At 66.2% G+C, this 15,612-nt stretch carries 13 protein-coding genes; 11 read left to right on the forward strand and 2 right to left on the reverse strand.

Annotation, left to right across the window (positions count from 1 at the left end; translation table 11 throughout):
* Window positions 1-4 precede the first annotated feature (4 nt).
* Window positions 5-1,411, forward strand: coding sequence for a dihydrolipoyl dehydrogenase (gene lpdA / locus P0086_RS12540; RefSeq protein ID WP_112595397.1), 1,407 nt, complete (start codon window positions 5-7; stop codon window positions 1,409-1,411).
* A 75-nt stretch (window positions 1,412-1,486) separates the two neighbouring features.
* Here lpdA and P0086_RS12545 read toward each other — a convergent pair whose 3' ends face one another.
* Together P0086_RS12545 and P0086_RS12550 are read right to left on the reverse strand one after the other, a co-directional pair.
* Window positions 1,487-2,569: a TraB/GumN family protein gene (locus P0086_RS12545; RefSeq protein WP_275785876.1), complete on the reverse strand. Its 1,083-nt coding sequence runs from the start codon at window positions 2,567-2,569 to the stop codon at window positions 1,487-1,489.
* Window positions 2,570-2,687: 118 nt separating this feature from the next.
* Window positions 2,688-3,623, reverse strand: a complete 936-nt coding sequence (locus P0086_RS12550) for a tyrosine recombinase XerC (protein WP_112605626.1) — start codon at window positions 3,621-3,623, stop codon at window positions 2,688-2,690.
* 126 nt (window positions 3,624-3,749) lie between these two features.
* Here P0086_RS12550 and P0086_RS12555 point away from each other — a divergent pair, with 126 nt between their 5' ends.
* The 10 genes from P0086_RS12555 to P0086_RS12600 all read left to right on the forward strand — a co-directional run bounded on the left by P0086_RS12555 (window position 3,750) and on the right by P0086_RS12600 (window position 15,609).
* The gene (locus P0086_RS12555) at window positions 3,750-4,652 is read left to right on the forward strand and encodes a 1-acyl-sn-glycerol-3-phosphate acyltransferase (RefSeq protein ID WP_148189187.1); all 903 of its coding nucleotides are present in this window, start codon (window positions 3,750-3,752) and stop codon (window positions 4,650-4,652) included.
* 56 nt (window positions 4,653-4,708) lie between these two features.
* A complete protein-coding gene (locus tag P0086_RS12560; protein WP_275785881.1) occupies window positions 4,709-5,842 on the forward strand; it encodes an AAA family ATPase in 1,134 nt (377 codons plus the stop codon).
* A 61-nt stretch (window positions 5,843-5,903) separates the two neighbouring features.
* Window positions 5,904-8,108 (forward strand): primosomal protein N', encoded by a 2,205-nt coding sequence (locus P0086_RS12565; RefSeq protein WP_275785884.1) that lies wholly within the window; start codon window positions 5,904-5,906, stop codon window positions 8,106-8,108.
* A gap of 188 nt (window positions 8,109-8,296) precedes the next feature.
* Window positions 8,297-8,680 carry a DUF4345 domain-containing protein gene (locus tag P0086_RS12570; protein WP_112595385.1) on the forward strand — a complete coding sequence of 128 codons (384 nt, stop codon included), beginning with the start codon at window positions 8,297-8,299 and terminating at the stop codon, window positions 8,678-8,680.
* 261 nt (window positions 8,681-8,941) lie between these two features.
* Window positions 8,942-9,508, forward strand: a complete 567-nt coding sequence (locus tag P0086_RS12575; protein WP_112595383.1) for a F0F1 ATP synthase subunit delta — start codon at window positions 8,942-8,944, stop codon at window positions 9,506-9,508.
* Entirely contained in the window at window positions 9,508-11,037 is a 1,530-nt protein-coding gene (gene atpA, locus P0086_RS12580) for a F0F1 ATP synthase subunit alpha (protein ID WP_112595381.1), read from the forward strand. The genes P0086_RS12575 and atpA overlap by 1 nt, the downstream gene beginning before the upstream one ends.
* 28 nt (window positions 11,038-11,065) lie before the next feature.
* Window positions 11,066-11,938, forward strand: a complete 873-nt coding sequence (locus P0086_RS12585) for a F0F1 ATP synthase subunit gamma (protein WP_275785891.1) — start codon at window positions 11,066-11,068, stop codon at window positions 11,936-11,938.
* A gap of 26 nt (window positions 11,939-11,964) precedes the next feature.
* A complete protein-coding gene (gene atpD / locus P0086_RS12590) occupies window positions 11,965-13,494 on the forward strand; it encodes a F0F1 ATP synthase subunit beta (protein WP_112595377.1) in 1,530 nt (509 codons plus the stop codon).
* A gap of 76 nt (window positions 13,495-13,570) precedes the next feature.
* Window positions 13,571-13,978, forward strand: a complete 408-nt coding sequence (locus tag P0086_RS12595; RefSeq protein WP_112595799.1) for a F0F1 ATP synthase subunit epsilon — start codon at window positions 13,571-13,573, stop codon at window positions 13,976-13,978.
* Between the two features lie 203 nt (window positions 13,979-14,181).
* Window positions 14,182-15,609, forward strand: a complete 1,428-nt coding sequence (locus P0086_RS12600) for a mannose-1-phosphate guanylyltransferase/mannose-6-phosphate isomerase (protein ID WP_275785895.1) — start codon at window positions 14,182-14,184, stop codon at window positions 15,607-15,609.
* The last annotated feature ends 3 nt before the right edge of the window (window positions 15,610-15,612 follow it).

Here is a 15,612-nt window from a genome sequence, read left to right on the forward strand (position 1 = left end):
TTCAATGGCATATGATCTCGTTGTTATCGGGTCCGGTCCCGGCGGCTACGTCTGCGCCGTCAAGGCGGCCCAACTCGGCCTGAAGGTCGCCGTCGTCGAGAAGCGCGCGACCTATGGCGGCACTTGCCTCAACATCGGCTGCATTCCGTCCAAGGCGCTGCTGCACGCCTCGGAGATGTACAGCCACGCCGCCCACGGCATGGACAGCCTCGGCATCGAGGGACTGGCGCCGAAGCTGAACCTTGCCAAGATGCTCGGCCACAAGGACGCGACGGTCAAGTCGAACGTCGACGGCGTCGCCTTCCTGTTCAAGAAGAACAAGATCGACGGCTTCCAGGGCACCGGCAAGGTGCTCGGCGCCGGCAAGGTCGCCGTGACCAGCGACAAGGGCGAGGAACAGGTGCTGGAGACCAAGGCGATCGTGATCGCCACCGGTTCGGACGTCGCCGGCATTCCGGGCGTCAAGGTCGATTTCGACGAGAAGGTGATCGTCTCCTCCACCGGCGCGATCGCGCTTGAGAAAGTGCCGGAAAATCTGATTGTCGTCGGCGGCGGCGTCATCGGGCTCGAGCTCGGCTCGGTCTGGATGCGCCTCGGCTCGAAGGTCACGGTCGTCGAATACCTCGACACGATCCTCGGCGGCATGGACGGCGAGGTCTCCAAGCAGTTCCAGCGGATGCTCGCCAAGCAGGGCATGGACATCCGCGTCGGCGCGAAGGTGACCGGCGTCGAGAAGACCAAGTCCGGCGCGAAGGTGACGTTCGAGCCGGTCAAGGGCGGCGAGGCGACGACGCTGGAGGCAAACGTCGTCCTGGTCGCCACCGGCCGCCGTCCCTACACCGACGGGCTGGGGCTCGCCGAGGCCGGCGTGGCGCTCGACAACCGCGGCCGCGTCGAGATCGACGGCCACTTCCAGACCAACGTGCCGGGCATCTACGCGCTCGGCGATGTCGTGCGCGGGCCGATGCTGGCGCACAAGGCGGAGGACGAGGGCGTGGCGCTGGCCGAAATCCTCGCCGGCCAGGCCGGACATGTGAACTACGACGTCATCCCGAGCGTGGTCTACACCCAGCCGGAGGTCGCATCCGTCGGCAAGACGGAAGAAGAGCTGAAGGCGGCGGGTGTCGCCTACAAGGTCGGCAAGTTCCCGTTCTCGGCCAACGGCCGGGCGCGCGCCATGCTGGCGACCGACGGCTTCGTGAAGATCCTCGCCGACAAGGAGACCGACCGGGTGCTCGGCGGCCACATCGTCGGCTTCGGCGCCGGCGAGATGATCCACGAGATCACCGTGCTGATGGAGTTCGGCGGCTCGGCGGAAGATCTCGGCCGCACCTGCCACGCACACCCGACCATGTCGGAAGCGGTCAAGGAGGCTGCGCTCGGCGCCTTCTTCAAGCCGATCCACATGTGATCCGGCCAGGATCGGAACAGAAAAAGCCCCGGTCGGCAGGCGCGGACCGGGGCTTCTTCTTGTCGTGCGTGCGGCCTACCGCACCGGCGTCAAAGTGAAACCTTGCGAGCGCAGCAGTTCCACCACGCCTTCCTTTCCGGGCAGGTGCAGTGCGCCGACGGCGATGAAGACGTTGCCTTCGGCGAGGATTGGCGCGGCGCGCTCGGCCATGCGGTGGTTGCGATCGATGATGATCCGCTGTTCGAAATCGGCGTAGGCGTTGTCGTCGCTTTCGACGCCCGGCGGCGGCATGCGCATCAACGGCATGATCATCCCGGTCTGTCCGGAGAGATAGAGCTGGCTCATCGTCTCGATGACGTCCTTCACGCCGTCGCCGAGCTGGACCACCTGCAGGAGGCCCGCCAGTTGCGGCTCGAGCGGCAGGCCGTCGAGGGCGCTGATCTGCTCGATCATCGTCTCCAGCCCCTTCAGCGTCTTGCCGTCGGCGAGCGCATCCTGGGCGAGCTTCTGGTCGAGGAAGGCCAGGCCGGCCTGTTTGCGCGCCATTTCGCAGGCGGGAAGGGCGACGAAGCTCATGATCATCCAGGGCTTCATGCGCGCGACCGCCGTCAGCGACAGGCCGCGCACCTTCAGCCCCTCGGCGAGGATGGCCGCATCCTTCTCGCCCAGCAGCCCGGGTATCGTCCGGCCGTCGGTGAACATGGTCAGGTCGGGACGGGTCAGGATCGTGGCGCTGGCCTTCCTGACGTCGGCGATTTCATCGGATTCGACGACGACCGTCTGCGCCTCTTCGTAGGCCGCCTGCGCCGCATCCGGCATTGCGACCACGCGCGGATCGGTCACGTGCATCGTGCCGAGGAGATAGGAGGGGGACGTGCCGGGCTTCTCGATCTTCCAGAAGATGCCTTCGCCGTTCGTCTCCGTCTTCGCTTCGCCGACCAGCTTCGCATAGGCCGCCGGATCGCTCGCCTGCAAATCGGGAAGCAGGTTCTTGCCGGTGCAGGCCGGCGGTTCGGCCGCGCTCGCAGGCGAGAGCGAAAGCAGGACGAAAAGGAGCGATGCGGCAACGAGAGCATGAAGCGTCGCGAGGACCCCCAGGGCCGTGTCGGCGATGCGGTCGGCGAGGTGGGCGCGTGGCTGGAGCGGCAATCGTTTCATGGAGTATGTTTTCCCTGCGATTTTGGTTCGACCCTAGCTGTCCAGCCCCTCACAATCCCTTAACGCCCGGGGCGTCGCCAATTTATGGCGCACCGGCCTGGCAGCCATGAGTGCGCCGTCAGGCGCGGGGGTGGGCGCGGTCGTAGATCTCCAGCAGCCGGGCCGAATCGACGCCGGTATAGACCTGGGTCGTGGACAGGCTGGCGTGCCCCAGGAGTTCCTGGATCGTGCGCAGGTCGCCGCCGCCTGCGAGCAGATGGGTGGCGAAGGAATGGCGGAGCGCGTGCGGGGTGGCGCTGTCGGGCAGACCCAGCGCGCCGCGCAGCTTCTGCATCTCGCGCTGGATGATCGCCGGCTGCAGCGGGCCCCCGCGGGCGCCGCGAAAGAGCGGCCGGTCTTTGGCAAGCGGGAAGGGACAAAGGCGCAGATAGTCCTCGACGCCCGCGCGTGCGGCCGCAAGCAAGGGGACGATGCGGGTCTTGCCGCCCTTGCCGGTGATGCGCAGCGCGCCGGAGGTGCTTGCGAAATCGTCCGGCGTCAAAGCCAGCGCCTCCGAGATGCGCAGGCCGCAGCCGTAGAGAAGCGTCAGGACGGCCGCGTTGCGCACGCTGATCCAGGGCTCCTCGGACAGTTGCGCCCCGGTGTCGACGACGGCGAGCGCCTGGCTGTCGGTCAGGGGCTTGGGCAGGGATTTCGGCTGCTTGGGCGATCGGATCGCGGCGGCACCGGCGGCGTTGACGAGACCCTTCCGCTCCAGATGGCGCAGGAAGGAGCGCAGGCCGGCCAGGCCGCGGCCGAGCGTGCGTGCGCCCGCCCCGTCCCGGCGGCGAGCGGCGAGAAAGCCGCGCAGGTCCGCCGGCCGCAGGTTGCCGATGTCCTTCAGGCGGGCGGGGGCGGCGAGATGGCCGGTGAGGAAGGCCAGGAACTGGCGCGTGTCGCGCTCATAGGCCTCCAGCGTATTGCCGGAGAGCCGCCGTTCCTCGGCCAGCGCCGAAAGCCAGGCGGCGCGCTCGGAAAGCAGGGCCGGGTCGGCAATGATGAGCAGTTGATCCATGTTCGCCTCGATCCGGACAGAGACTAGACCGTCCGGAGTTAGACATTTGTTAACATTGACTTCGCGGTTGTCACGCTTAGATCATATGGAACTGCGATACGGTGCTGGACTCGAGCAGGCGGACCCATGGCAAGACGTGATTCGGGAACAGCGTTCGCACATCTCGCGGAGACGGTGGCGCTCGTCTCGCACGGGCAGCCCGGCCATATCGTCGATACGCTGATCGCCGAGCGGGGCACGCGCATCGTCGAGCATCCGCTCTGGCCGGTGATGCGGCCCTTCCTCTACACCATCCTCAACTATCGCCGGGCGATCGAATTTGCCGATGCGGTTGCCAACATGCCGGGCTTCCAGGCATTCGAGTTCCTGAGTTCGGCCCTCAAGCTGGACGTGGCGGTGCGGCACGAGGAACGGATCCCGGAGAAGGGCGGCTTCCTGCTCGTCAGCAACCATCCGACCGGGATCGCCGACGGGGTCGCCGTGTTCGACCTCATGAAGAACCGCCGGCCCGACATGATGTTCTTCGCCAACCGCGACGCCATCCGCGTCAATCCGCGTTTCGTCGAGATGATCATCCCGGTCGAATGGCGGGAGGAGCACAAGAGCAAGCTAAAGACGCGCGAGACGCTGCAGATCACCAACCGGGCGATCGCCGAGGGCAAGGCTGCGGTCCTGTTTCCGTCCGGCCGCATCGCATACTGGGCGGACGGGCGGCTGAACGAGCGGCCGTGGAAGATCTCGGCCGTGTCGCTTGCCCGCAAGTACGAGCTGCCGATCCTGCCGGTGCACATGAAGGCGCGCAATTCCGGGCTGTTCTACTGGCTGGCCAAATGGTCGACCGAACTGCGCGACATGACGGTGTTCCACGAGCTCCTGAACAAGAAGAGCAATCGCTTCGAGTTCACCGTCGGCAACATGATCCAGCCCGACCAGCTGGCCGGCGATCCGATCGACGTTACCAAGGCGCTGGAACGCCATTGCGTCTTTTCGCTCGGCGACGACCCGGACGCACGGTTTGCCCCCCGCTGACCGCGGGCGCTGCTTTTTCGCTTTTCTCCCATGGCCGGAATCGCTTAGTTGAAGCGATGATGCTGCGCTCCATGCTTGCCGAAAACTACCGTTCGTTGCGGTCGATCCGCATGGATCTCGGCCAGGTGAACCTGTTCGTCGGCGAAAACGGCACGGGAAAGTCGAACCTCTACCGGTCGCTGCAGCTCGTACAGGCGGCGGCGCGCGGGACGCTCGCAGGCGAGATCGCGGCGGAAGGCGGCATGGCCTCGGCGCTCTGGACCGGGCGTCGTCGGCCGAACGAGCCCGTCCGCATCCGGCTGGAGGCCGAACTCCTCGATACGGAAAGGGCGATCACGTTCCGCTATCTGATCGAGGCGGGGCTCCGCCCGCCGGCGGCCGCAGGTTTCGTCTTCGAGCCGCAGGTCAAGACCGAGGAGCTTTCGATCGAGACCGGGCGGCGCCCGGTGACCGTCCTGAAGCGGGCCGGGCCGGGGATCATGGTGCGCGGTGAGACGGGACGGATGCAGGAACATCCCGAACAGGCGCTCGCCTCGGAGACGGCGCTCGCCCTCCTCGGCGATGCGGGGCACTATCCGGAGATCGGCGCCTTCCGGCGCGCGGTGCTGCAATGGCGCTTCTTCCACGGATTCAGGACCGATCGCTCCTCGCCGCTGCGCCAGCCCTGCCTTTCCGTCACCAGCCCGATGCTGGACGAGGACGGCGGCAACCTCGCCGCCGTGTTCGCGACGCTTTCCCATATCCGCCAGGACACGACGGATCTCGACCGCTCGATCGCCGACGCCTTTGAGGGCGCGCGGCTTTCCGTGCCGGAGCCCGGCGAATTCGCTTCCTTCGGGCTCGTCTTTCCGCAGTTTCCTCAGCGGCTGTTCCAGCCGCGCGAGCTCTCCGACGGGCAGATCCGTTTTCTGGCGCTGGCGGCAGCGCTCCTGTCCTACCGCTGCCCGCCGCTGGTGGCATTGAACGAGCCGGAGGCGAGCCTGCACCCCTCGATGCTGCCGCCGCTCGCGGCGATGATCGCCAGGGCCTCGCTCTCCAGCCAGGTGTGGCTCGTCACCCATTCGGAGCTTCTGGCGCGCGAGGTGGAGAGCCGCTGCGGCGTACGGGCGAGGCGGGTGATCCGCAACGACGGCGCCACCTGGATCGAGGGGATGCGGCTGACCGGCGAGATCGCGGAGGAGGACGGATGACCGGTGGCGTCTTCCCCGTGCGCCGTTCGTCCGCCGGCGTCCGCGGCAGGAGCGGCTGGCGATGAACCGGCTGACCGACGATCTCTTCGGCGGCCCGCCCAGGCTTCGGACCGTGCCGGTGCTGGTGCCGATGCCGGCGCCGCGGCCCTATTCCTATTCGGTGCCCGAGGGCATGGCGGTCGAGCCCGGCTCGATCGTGCAGGTGCCGCTCGGTTCGCGCCTGGTCGCCGGCGTCGTCTGGGAACGGCTGGGCGAGGACGATGTCGATCCGAAGAAGCTGCGGCCGATCGAGAAGGTGTTCGACTGCCCGCCGCTGACGAAGGAGATGCGCGCCTTCGTCGACTGGGTCTCCGCCTATACGCTGACGCCGCCGGGCCTCGTCGCGCGCATGGCGCTGCGGGCGCCCGCCGCCTTCGACCCCGAGCCGATGGTCGAGGGGTTGCGCTTCACCGGCACCCGCCCGGAGCGGATGACGGCGGCGCGCGAGCGGGTGCTGGCGCTTGCCGAAGAGGGCATCCCCTGGACGCGGTCCGGGCTCGCGCATGCGGCCGGCACGTCTTCCAGCGTCATCGACGGGCTGACGGCGCAGGGCAGTTTCGAGACGATCTTCCTGCCGCCGCCGCCGGTGGTGGCCAGACCCGATCCCGGCTATGCCGCGCCGCGGCTGGAGGGGCCGCAGACGGATGCGGCGGCCGATCTCGTCGAGCAGGTTCGCGACGGCCGCTTCGCCGTGGCGCTGATCGACGGCATCACCGGCTCCGGCAAGACGGAGGTCTATTTCGAGGCGATCGCCGAGACGCTTCGGCAGGGGCGGCAGGTGCTGATCCTTTTGCCCGAGATCGCGCTGACGGCGAGCTTCCTCGAGCGCTTCCAGGACCGGTTCGGCGCCAAGCCGGCGGAGTGGCATTCGGACCTCGCGCCCAGGACGCGCGAGAAGGTCTGGCGGCAGGTCGCGACCGGCGAGGTCCGGGTCGTCGCCGGCGCGCGCTCGGCGCTGTTTCTGCCTTTCGAGGATCTCGGCCTCGTCATCGTCGACGAGGAGCACGACCCGGCCTACAAGCAGGAGGAGCGGGTCTTCTACAACGCCCGCGACATGGCGGTGGTGCGGGCCCGGATCGGCGATTTCCCGGCCGTGCTCGTCTCGGCAACGCCGTCTGTCGAAAGCCGCGTCAACGCTGACAGCGGGCGCTACCGGGCGCTGCACCTGCCGACCCGCTTCGGCGAGGCGGCGCTGCCCGACCTGCATCTCGTCGACCTGCGCCGGCATCCGCCGCAGCGCGGCGGCTTCCTGTCGCCGGTGATGTTGCGCGCCATCGGCAAGACCGTCGAGAAGGGCGAGCAGGCGTTGCTGTTCCTCAATCGCCGCGGCTACGCGCCGCTGACGCTCTGCCGCGTCTGCGGCCACCGCTTCCAGTGCCCGCAATGCTCGAGCTGGCTGGTCGAGCATCGCTTCCGCGGCCAGATCCAGTGCCACCACTGCGGCTATGCCGAGCGGACGCCGGAGGCCTGCCCCGAATGCGGCACCTTCGACCATCTGGCAGCCTGCGGTCCCGGGGTGGAACGAATTGCCGAGGAAGTGGAGCGGCATTTTCCCGAGGCGCGCACCATCGTGCTGTCGTCGGACCTGATGGGGGTGAAGCGGCTGCGGCTGGAACTGGAGGCGATCGCCAAGGGCGAGGCGGACATCGTCATCGGCACGCAGCTCGTCGCCAAGGGCCATAACTTCCCGCTGATGACGCTGGTCGGCATCGTCGACGCGGACCTCGGCCTCTCCAACGGCGACCCGCGGGCGGCGGAGCGGACCTTCCAGCTTCTGTCGCAGGTGACGGGCCGCGCCGGACGCACGGGCCTGAAGAGCCACGGGCTGATCCAGACCTACCAGCCGCTGCATCCCGTCATGCAGGCGATCGTCTCCGGCGATGCCCGCGATTTCTACGAGCGCGAGATCGGCGAACGGGAGAAGGCGCTGCTGCCGCCGTTCGGCCGGCTCGCCTCGGTGATCGTGTCCGCCGACAGCCGGGCGGAGGCGGAAGGCCATGCCCGCGGCCTGCGGCAGTCGGCGCCCGCTGTCTCGGGCGTGGCGATCCTCGGGCCGGCGGAAGCGCCGCTGGCGCTGGTGCGCGGCCGGCATCGGTTCCGGCTTCTCGTCCACGGGCAGCGTTCGAGCGACATGCAGGCCTATCTCCGGACGATGCTCTCGAACGGCCCGAAGGAGCGCGGCTCCGTGCTCGTGCAGGTGGACATCGATCCGCAGAGCTTTCTGTAGGGCGTGTCGCTCGCAGGGATATGGCCTGTGCGTCGGTGTCACTTTGTCGCAGGTGTTCGCCCGACGGGGCGCGGCTTTCTCCCGCTACCCATGTTCGCCCGGGCCGTGCAAAACCGGCACCGGTGGATTCCGTGCGGCGTGCGAGTGTGCCATAAGGCGGACGGATCAGGACAGCCCGGGGAGCGCACATGGAGTTCTACATTCCGACCGATACGGGCGAGCTTCTGGCCTTCTGCGCCGCACTCGCCGCCTGCCTCTTGGGTCTCGTCGGGTTGTTCGCCCCGCGGTTGTCTTTGCGGTTGAACGGTCTGCAGTTGCGCGACGGCAGCAACGAAGGCTACGCCGCGGCCCGTTCACTGGGCGGCTTCCATGCGGGGCTTGCGCTTTGCGCGGTGATGGTGGCGCAGGACTGGGCCTATCTCGCGGTCGGATCGGCCTTTGCGCTCGCGTCGTTCGGCCGGATCCTGTCGATGATGTCAGATGCTTCGTTCACGCTCAGGAACCTGGCGCTGCTCCTCGTGCAGTTTGTCCTGTCGCTGCTGCCGCTCGCCTATGTTTTCGGATTTGTCTGAGGCTTTTTTCGCTGGCGGACACAGCTTTTATCCCGGCGAATCTAATTTTGCCGGAATTCCTGCCAAAGGTGCCCCACTTATCAAGGATTCCTGTGCTGCCGCGTGTTGCGAGTCCGAAGTTCCTATGCTAGACGAACCGCGAATTTCAGAAAAAGCGGGCGTCCCAGCTTGCGAGAACTGAAGATAATCGCAACGAATTCAGGGTGTTAGGTTTACGGGCAATCCGCAAGCTGCTGCTCTGGATGAAAATAAGAGAAGCTTGTGCCCGTGGCAGACACATCCCAGCTTATTTCCGGTGTTGCAGAAAGATACGCGTCCTCGCTTTTCGAGCTGGCGCTCGAAGCCAAGAGCGTCGATGCGGTGGGTTCCGATCTCGCCCGTTTCCAGGCGATGATCGATGAGAGCGCTGACCTCAAGCGCCTGATCCAGAGCCCGGTCTTCTCCGCCGAAGAGCAGACGAAGGCCATTGCCGCTATCGTCGCCAAGGCAGGCATCTCCGGCCTCGTCGCAAACTTCCTCAAGGTCGTGGCGTCCAACCGCCGGCTCTTCGCCGTGCCGGGGATGGTCAAGGCCTACCGCGTGATCGCTGCCCGCCAGCGCGGCGAGATCACCGCAGAAATCACCTCCGCGCACGCGCTTTCCGCCGCGCAGGAGACCGAATTGAAGGCGGCGCTCAAGAGCGTCACCGGCAAAGACGTGGCGATCGCCGTCACCGTCGACCCGTCCATTCTCGGTGGTCTGATCGTCAAGGTCGGGTCCCGCCAGATCGACACTTCGCTTCGCACCAAACTCTCTACCCTTAAGCTTGCACTGAAAGAGGTCGGCTGATGGATATCCGCGCCGCGGAAATCTCCGCAATTCTCAAAGATCAGATCAAAAACTTCGGCAAAGAGGCGGAAGTCTCGGAAGTCGGCCAGGTGCTTTCCGTCGGTGACGGTATCGCCCGCGTCTACGGCCTCGACAACGTCCAGGCCGGCGAAATGGTCGAGTTCCCGGGCGGAATTCGCGGCATGGCGCTGAACCTCGAAAGCGACAACGTCGGTGTCGTTATCTTCGGTTCGGACCGTGACATCAAGGAAGGCGACACCGTCAAGCGGACCGGCGCCATCGTGGACGTCCCGGTCGGTCCGGAACTGCTCGGCCGCGTCGTCGACGCGCTCGGCAACCCGATCGACGGCAAGGGCCCGATCAACGCCAAGAAGCGCGCCCGTGTGGACATCAAGGCTCCGGGCATCATTCCGCGCAAGTCGGTGCACGAGCCGATGTCGACCGGCCTCAAGGCCATCGACGCGCTCATCCCGGTCGGCCGCGGCCAGCGCGAGCTCGTCATCGGCGACCGCCAGACCGGCAAGACCGCGATCATCCTCGACACGTTCCTGAACCAGAAGCCGATCCACGACAACGGCCCGGACCAGGACAAGCTGTACTGCGTCTACGTCGCCATCGGCCAGAAGCGTTCGACGGTTGCCCAGTTCGTGAAGGTGCTCGAAGAGCGCGGCGCGCTGCAGTACTCGATCATCGTCGCTGCGACCGCTTCCGACCCGGCGCCGATGCAGTACCTCGCTCCGTTCGCCGGCTGCGCGATGGGTGAATACTTCCGCGACAACGGCAAGCATGCGCTGATCGGCTACGACGACCTCTCCAAGCAGGCCGTCGCCTACCGCCAGATGTCGCTGCTGCTGCGCCGCCCGCCGGGCCGCGAAGCCTATCCGGGCGACGTCTTCTACCTGCACTCCCGTCTGCTCGAGCGCGCTGCAAAGCTGAACGACGAGATGGGCGCAGGCTCGCTGACGGCGCTGCCGGTCATCGAGACCCAGGGCAACGACGTTTCGGCGTTCATCCCGACCAACGTGATCTCGATCACCGACGGCCAGATCTTCCTCGAAACCGACCTGTTCTACCAGGGTATCCGTCCGGCCGTGAACGTCGGTCTGTCGGTTTCCCGCGTCGGCTCGTCCGCGCAGATCAAGGCGATGAAGCAGGTCGCAGGCTCGATCAAGGGCGAACTCGCCCAGTATCGCGAAATGGCCGCCTTCGCCCAGTTCGGTTCGGACCTCGACGCTGCGACCCAGCGCCTGCTGAACCGCGGTGCACGCCTGACCGAGCTTTTGAAGCAGCCGCAGTTCTCGCCGCTGAAGACGGAAGAGCAGGTCGCGGTGATCTTCGCCGGCGTCAACGGCTACCTCGACAAGCTGCCGGTCAACCAGGTCGGCAAGTTCGAGCAGGGCCTGCTTTCCTACATGCGTACGGAAGGCAAGGGCGTCCTCGAGTCGATCCGCACGGAGAAGGCCATCAGCGACGACACCAAGGGCAAGCTCAAGGCCGCTCTTGACGCCTTCGCCAAATCCTTCGCCTGATCGGGCTCCATTCTAGGACGGAAAACGGATGCCTTCACTTAAGGATCTGAAGAACCGGATCGCCTCCGTCAAGGCGACGCAGAAGATCACCAAGGCGATGAAGATGGTCGCCGCGGCGAAGCTTCGGCGTGCGCAGGAGGCGGCCGAGGCCGCCCGGCCTTATTCGCAGCGCATGAGCGCGGTGCTGGCCAATATCGCCCAGGCGGTCGGCCAGGACGATACCGCGCCGCGCCTGATGACGGGCACCGGCAAGGACGACGTGCACCTGCTCGTCGTCTGCACGGCGGAACGCGGCCTCTGCGGCGGCTTCAACTCGCAGATCGCCCGCCTTGCCCGCGACCATACGCGCAAGCTCCTGGCCAACGGCAAGACGGTCAAGATCATCTGCGTCGGCAAGAAGGGCTTCGACATCCTTCGCCGCGAATTCGCGTCGCTGATCATCGACCGTGTCGACCTGCGCGAAGTCAAGAAGATCGGCTTCACCAATGCCGACGAGATCGGCCGCAAGGTCATCGCGCTGTTCGACAAGGGCGAGTTCGACGTCTGCACGCTGTTCTATTCGGAGTTCAAGTCGGTCATCGCGCAGATCCCGACCGCCCAGCAGCTGATCCCGGCCTCGGCCGGCGAGGCGGCGGAGCAGTCCGATGCGATCTACGACCACGAGCCCGATGCGGCGGCGATCCTCGGCGATCTCATCCCGCGCAACATTTCCGTCCAGATCTTCCGGGCCCTGCTCGAGAACGTCGCCGGCGAGATGGGTGCCAAGATGAGCGCCATGGACAACGCGACGCGCAATGCCGGTGAGATGATCAACAAGCTGACGCTCAGCTACAACCGCCAGCGTCAGGCTCAGATCACCAAGGAACTCATCGAAATCATCTCGGGCGCCGAAGCGCTCTAAGGACCAGGACAAAGAGGGTAAGAATCATGGCTAAGGCAGCTACCCCGAAAGAAACCGCAGCGGCGAAGAAGCCCGCTGCCCCGCGCAAGCCGGCAGCCGCCAAGGCCGCTCCGACCGCATCGGCAGCCGTCTCCGCAAAGGGCGCAACCGGGCGCGTGACGCAGGTCATCGGCGCCGTCGTCGACGTCGCCTTCGACGGTGAGCTGCCGCTCATCCTCAACGCGCTTGAGACCGACAACAACGGCAACCGCCTCGTTCTCGAAGTCGCCCAGCACCTCGGCGAGAACACCGTTCGCACGATCGCCATGGACGCGACCGAAGGTCTGGTCCGCGGCCAGCCCGTCGTCGACACCGGCGCACCGATCTCGGTTCCGGTCGGCGACGAAACCCTCGGCCGCATCATGAACGTCATCGGCGAGCCGGTCGACGAAGCCGGTCCGCTGAAGACCAAGGCCAGGCGCGCGATCCACCAGGACGCCCCGGCCTATGTCGAGCAGTCGACGGAAGCGCAGATCCTCGTCACCGGCATCAAGGTCGTCGACCTGCTCGCGCCCTACGCCAAGGGCGGCAAGATCGGCCTGTTCGGCGGCGCCGGCGTCGGCAAGACCGTTCTGATCATGGAACTGATCAACAACGTCGCCAAGGCCCACGGCGGTTACTCGGTGTTCGCAGGCGTGGGTGAGCGTACCCGCGAAGGCAACGACCTCTATCACGAGATGATCGAGTCGGGCGTGAACAAGCTCGGCGGCGGCGAAGGCTCCAAGGCAGCCCTCGTCTACGGCCAGATGAACGAGCCGCCGGGTGCGCGCGCCCGCGTCGCCCTGACCGGCCTGACCATCGCCGAAGACTTCCGCGACAAGGGCCAGGACGTTCTGTTCTTCGTCGACAACATCTTCCGCTTCACCCAGGCAGGCTCGGAAGTGTCGGCTCTGCTCGGCCGTATTCCTTCGGCCGTGGGCTACCAGCCGACGCTCGCAACCGACATGGGTCAGATGCAGGAACGCATCACCACCACCACCAAGGGCTCGATCACCTCGGTGCAGGCGATCTACGTTCCCGCCGACGACTTGACCGACCCGGCACCGGCAACCTCGTTCGCCCACCTGGACGCAACGACGGTTCTGTCGCGCTCGATCGCCGAAAAGGGCATCTACCCGGCCGTGGATCCGCTGGACTCCACCTCGCGCATGCTCGACCCGATGATCGTCGGCGAGGAGCACTACGAGGTGTCGCGCAAGGTGCAGACGACCCTGCAGCGCTACAAGTCGCTCCAGGACATCATCGCCATCCTCGGCATGGACGAGCTGTCGGAAGACGACAAGCTGGCCGTTGCCCGTGCCCGCAAGATCGAGCGCTTCCTGAGCCAGCCGTTCTTCGTCGCCGAAGTCTTCACCGGCTCGCCGGGCAAGCTCGTCGCTCTCGAAGACACGATCAAGGGCTTCAAGGGCCTGGTCAACGGCGAGTACGACCACCTGCCGGAAGCCGCCTTCTACATGGTCGGCTCCATCGAGGAAGCCGTCGAGAAGGCGAAGAAGCTGGCTGCCGAAGCCGCTTGATCCCGACAGTCCGGATGCCTGCCTGCCCGGCGGGCGTCCGTTCCTGACCTGATGAAATCAGCAGAAGTGAATGGTCATGGCCGACAGTTTCAACTTTGAACTCGTTTCTCCCGAGCGGTTGCTGCTCTCCGGCAGCGTGACCGCGGTTGTCATTCCGGCCTCGGAAGGCGAGATGACCGTCATGGCCAACCACGCCCCGACGATGACGACGATCCAGCCCGGCGTCGTGACGGTCTCGTTCGCCGACGGCCAGACGGACCGCTACGTCGTGTTCGGCGGCTTCGCCGACATCCTGCCGACCGGCTGCACGCTCCTGGCGGAATCGGCCGTCCATATCGACGAGATCAGCCGCGACGACATCGCCAAGCGGATCGAGGTCGCCCGCGGCGAGCTCGATGCGGCCCCGAACGACGAGCATCGCGCCAGCATCGAGCGCTATATTGCCCAGCTCGGCACCGTGCAGGGTACGATCCTGCCCGCCTGAAAGGCTGAATAGCTCCATTCAAACCCCGCTTCGGCGGGGTTTTTTGTTGAAATGATGGAACCGTCGCGGCCGGACCTGCTTTAACTACATGGCAAAGTCGGCCGCTGCGGCGGGACTATTTGCTTTGAAAACGCGGCGGTTTGCTGCTTGAATGGCGCCGGTGCCAGCGCGCCGGGCTCTTATACGTATCGGAATGAGGATCGATGTCTCAGAAAATCATCCCCGTCGTGATGGCGGGCGGGAAGGGCACGCGGCTGTGGCCTCTCTCACGTTCGACGGCTCCGAAGCAGTTCATGGACCTCATGGGCAGGAAGACGCTGTTCCAGCGCACCCTCGAGCGGGTCGGAAACGATGAACTCTACGAGGCGCCGATCATCCTGACCAATGCGGAATTCCGCTTTCTCGTCGCCGAGCAGGCACGCCTGATCGACCGGCCGCTCGCCAAGATCCTGCTGGAGCCGGTGGCGCGCAACACCGCGCCGGCGCTTGCGGTCGCGGCCTTGGTCGTGGCGCGGGAATCCGGCGAGGACGCGATCATGCAGGTCCTGGCATCGGACCACGAGATCGTCGAGAACGAGGCCTATTTCGATGCCGTGGCGCGCGCGCGCGCAGCCGCGGCCAAGGGACGGCTCGTGACCTTCGGCATCACGCCGACGGAGCCGGCGACCGGCTACGGCTACATCGAGAAGGGGGATGACCTCGGCGGCGGCGCCTACGCGGTCAAGCGCTTCATCGAAAAGCCGGACCAGGAGAAGGCCGAGCGGCTGCTCGCCGATGGCGGCTACCTGTGGAATTCCGGCATGTTCATGCTGCCTGTCGGCCTGTTCCTGCAGGAGCTGCGGCAGCTTGCGCCCGAGGTCATGGACGCCGCCACGCAGGCTGTCTCGGCGTCCAAGGACGATCTCGATTTCGTGCGGCTGGACGAGGACGCCTTTTCCAAAGCGCCGGACATCTCGATCGACTATGCGATCTTCGAGAAGACGCCGATGGCGGCCGTCGTGCCCTCGCCGATCGAGTGGTCCGATCTCGGCAGCTGGGATTCGGTCTGGAAGCTCGGCGCACAGGACGACGACGGCAACGTCGCCGACGGCCGCACGACGCTGCTCGACACCCGCAACTCGCTGGTGCTGTCCAAGGACATCCATGTGGCCGTGCAGGGGCTTTCCGACATCGCCGTCATCGCCAGCGAGGACGCCGTCTATGTCGGGCGGATGGAGGACAGCCAGAACGTCGGCAAGCTGGTGAAGTTCCTCGCCTCGAAGAAGGCGACCGCGCCGCTGACCGAAACCCATCGCACCTCCTATCGCCCCTGGGGCGGCTATACGTCGGTGCTGAGCGGCGACCGCTTCCAGGTGAAGCGGCTGTTCGTCAAGCCGGGGCGCAGGCTGTCGCTGCAGAAGCATCACCATCGCTCCGAGCACTGGATCGTCGTGCGCGGCACGGCGGAGGTGACCGTGGGCGAGCGCGTGATCCCGCTGCGCGAGAACGAATCCGTCTATATCCCTCAGGGCGAACTGCATCGGCTGGCCAATCCCGGCAAGATCCTGCTCGAACTGATCGAGGTGCAGACCGGATCCTATCTCGGCGAGGACGACATCATCCGCATCGAGGACGAGTTCGGGCGGCAATAGCGC

It is taken from the genome of Mycoplana sp. MJR14 (assembly GCF_029210525.1).
Lineage (GTDB): Bacteria > Pseudomonadota > Alphaproteobacteria > Rhizobiales > Rhizobiaceae > Mycoplana.

Coding starts and splice junctions, on each gene's coding strand:
- P0086_RS12565 (WP_275785884.1), top strand. CDS start 5,904: ATGAACCGGCTGACCGACGATCTCTTCGGCGGCCCGCCCAGGCTTCGG.
- atpA (WP_112595381.1), top strand. CDS start 9,508: ATGGATATCCGCGCCGCGGAAATCTCCGCAATTCTCAAAGATCAGATC.
- atpD (WP_112595377.1), top strand. CDS start 11,965: ATGGCTAAGGCAGCTACCCCGAAAGAAACCGCAGCGGCGAAGAAGCCC.
- P0086_RS12585 (WP_275785891.1), top strand. CDS start 11,066: ATGCCTTCACTTAAGGATCTGAAGAACCGGATCGCCTCCGTCAAGGCG.
- P0086_RS12600 (WP_275785895.1), top strand. CDS start 14,182: ATGTCTCAGAAAATCATCCCCGTCGTGATGGCGGGCGGGAAGGGCACG.
- P0086_RS12560 (WP_275785881.1), top strand. CDS start 4,709: ATGATGCTGCGCTCCATGCTTGCCGAAAACTACCGTTCGTTGCGGTCG.
- P0086_RS12550 (WP_112605626.1), bottom strand. CDS start 3,623: ATGGATCAACTGCTCATCATTGCCGACCCGGCCCTGCTTTCCGAGCGC.
- P0086_RS12595 (WP_112595799.1), top strand. CDS start 13,571: ATGGCCGACAGTTTCAACTTTGAACTCGTTTCTCCCGAGCGGTTGCTG.
- P0086_RS12545 (WP_275785876.1), bottom strand. CDS start 2,569: ATGAAACGATTGCCGCTCCAGCCACGCGCCCACCTCGCCGACCGCATC.
- P0086_RS12570 (WP_112595385.1), top strand. CDS start 8,297: ATGGAGTTCTACATTCCGACCGATACGGGCGAGCTTCTGGCCTTCTGC.
- lpdA (WP_112595397.1), top strand. CDS start 5: ATGGCATATGATCTCGTTGTTATCGGGTCCGGTCCCGGCGGCTACGTC.
- P0086_RS12555 (WP_148189187.1), top strand. CDS start 3,750: ATGGCAAGACGTGATTCGGGAACAGCGTTCGCACATCTCGCGGAGACG.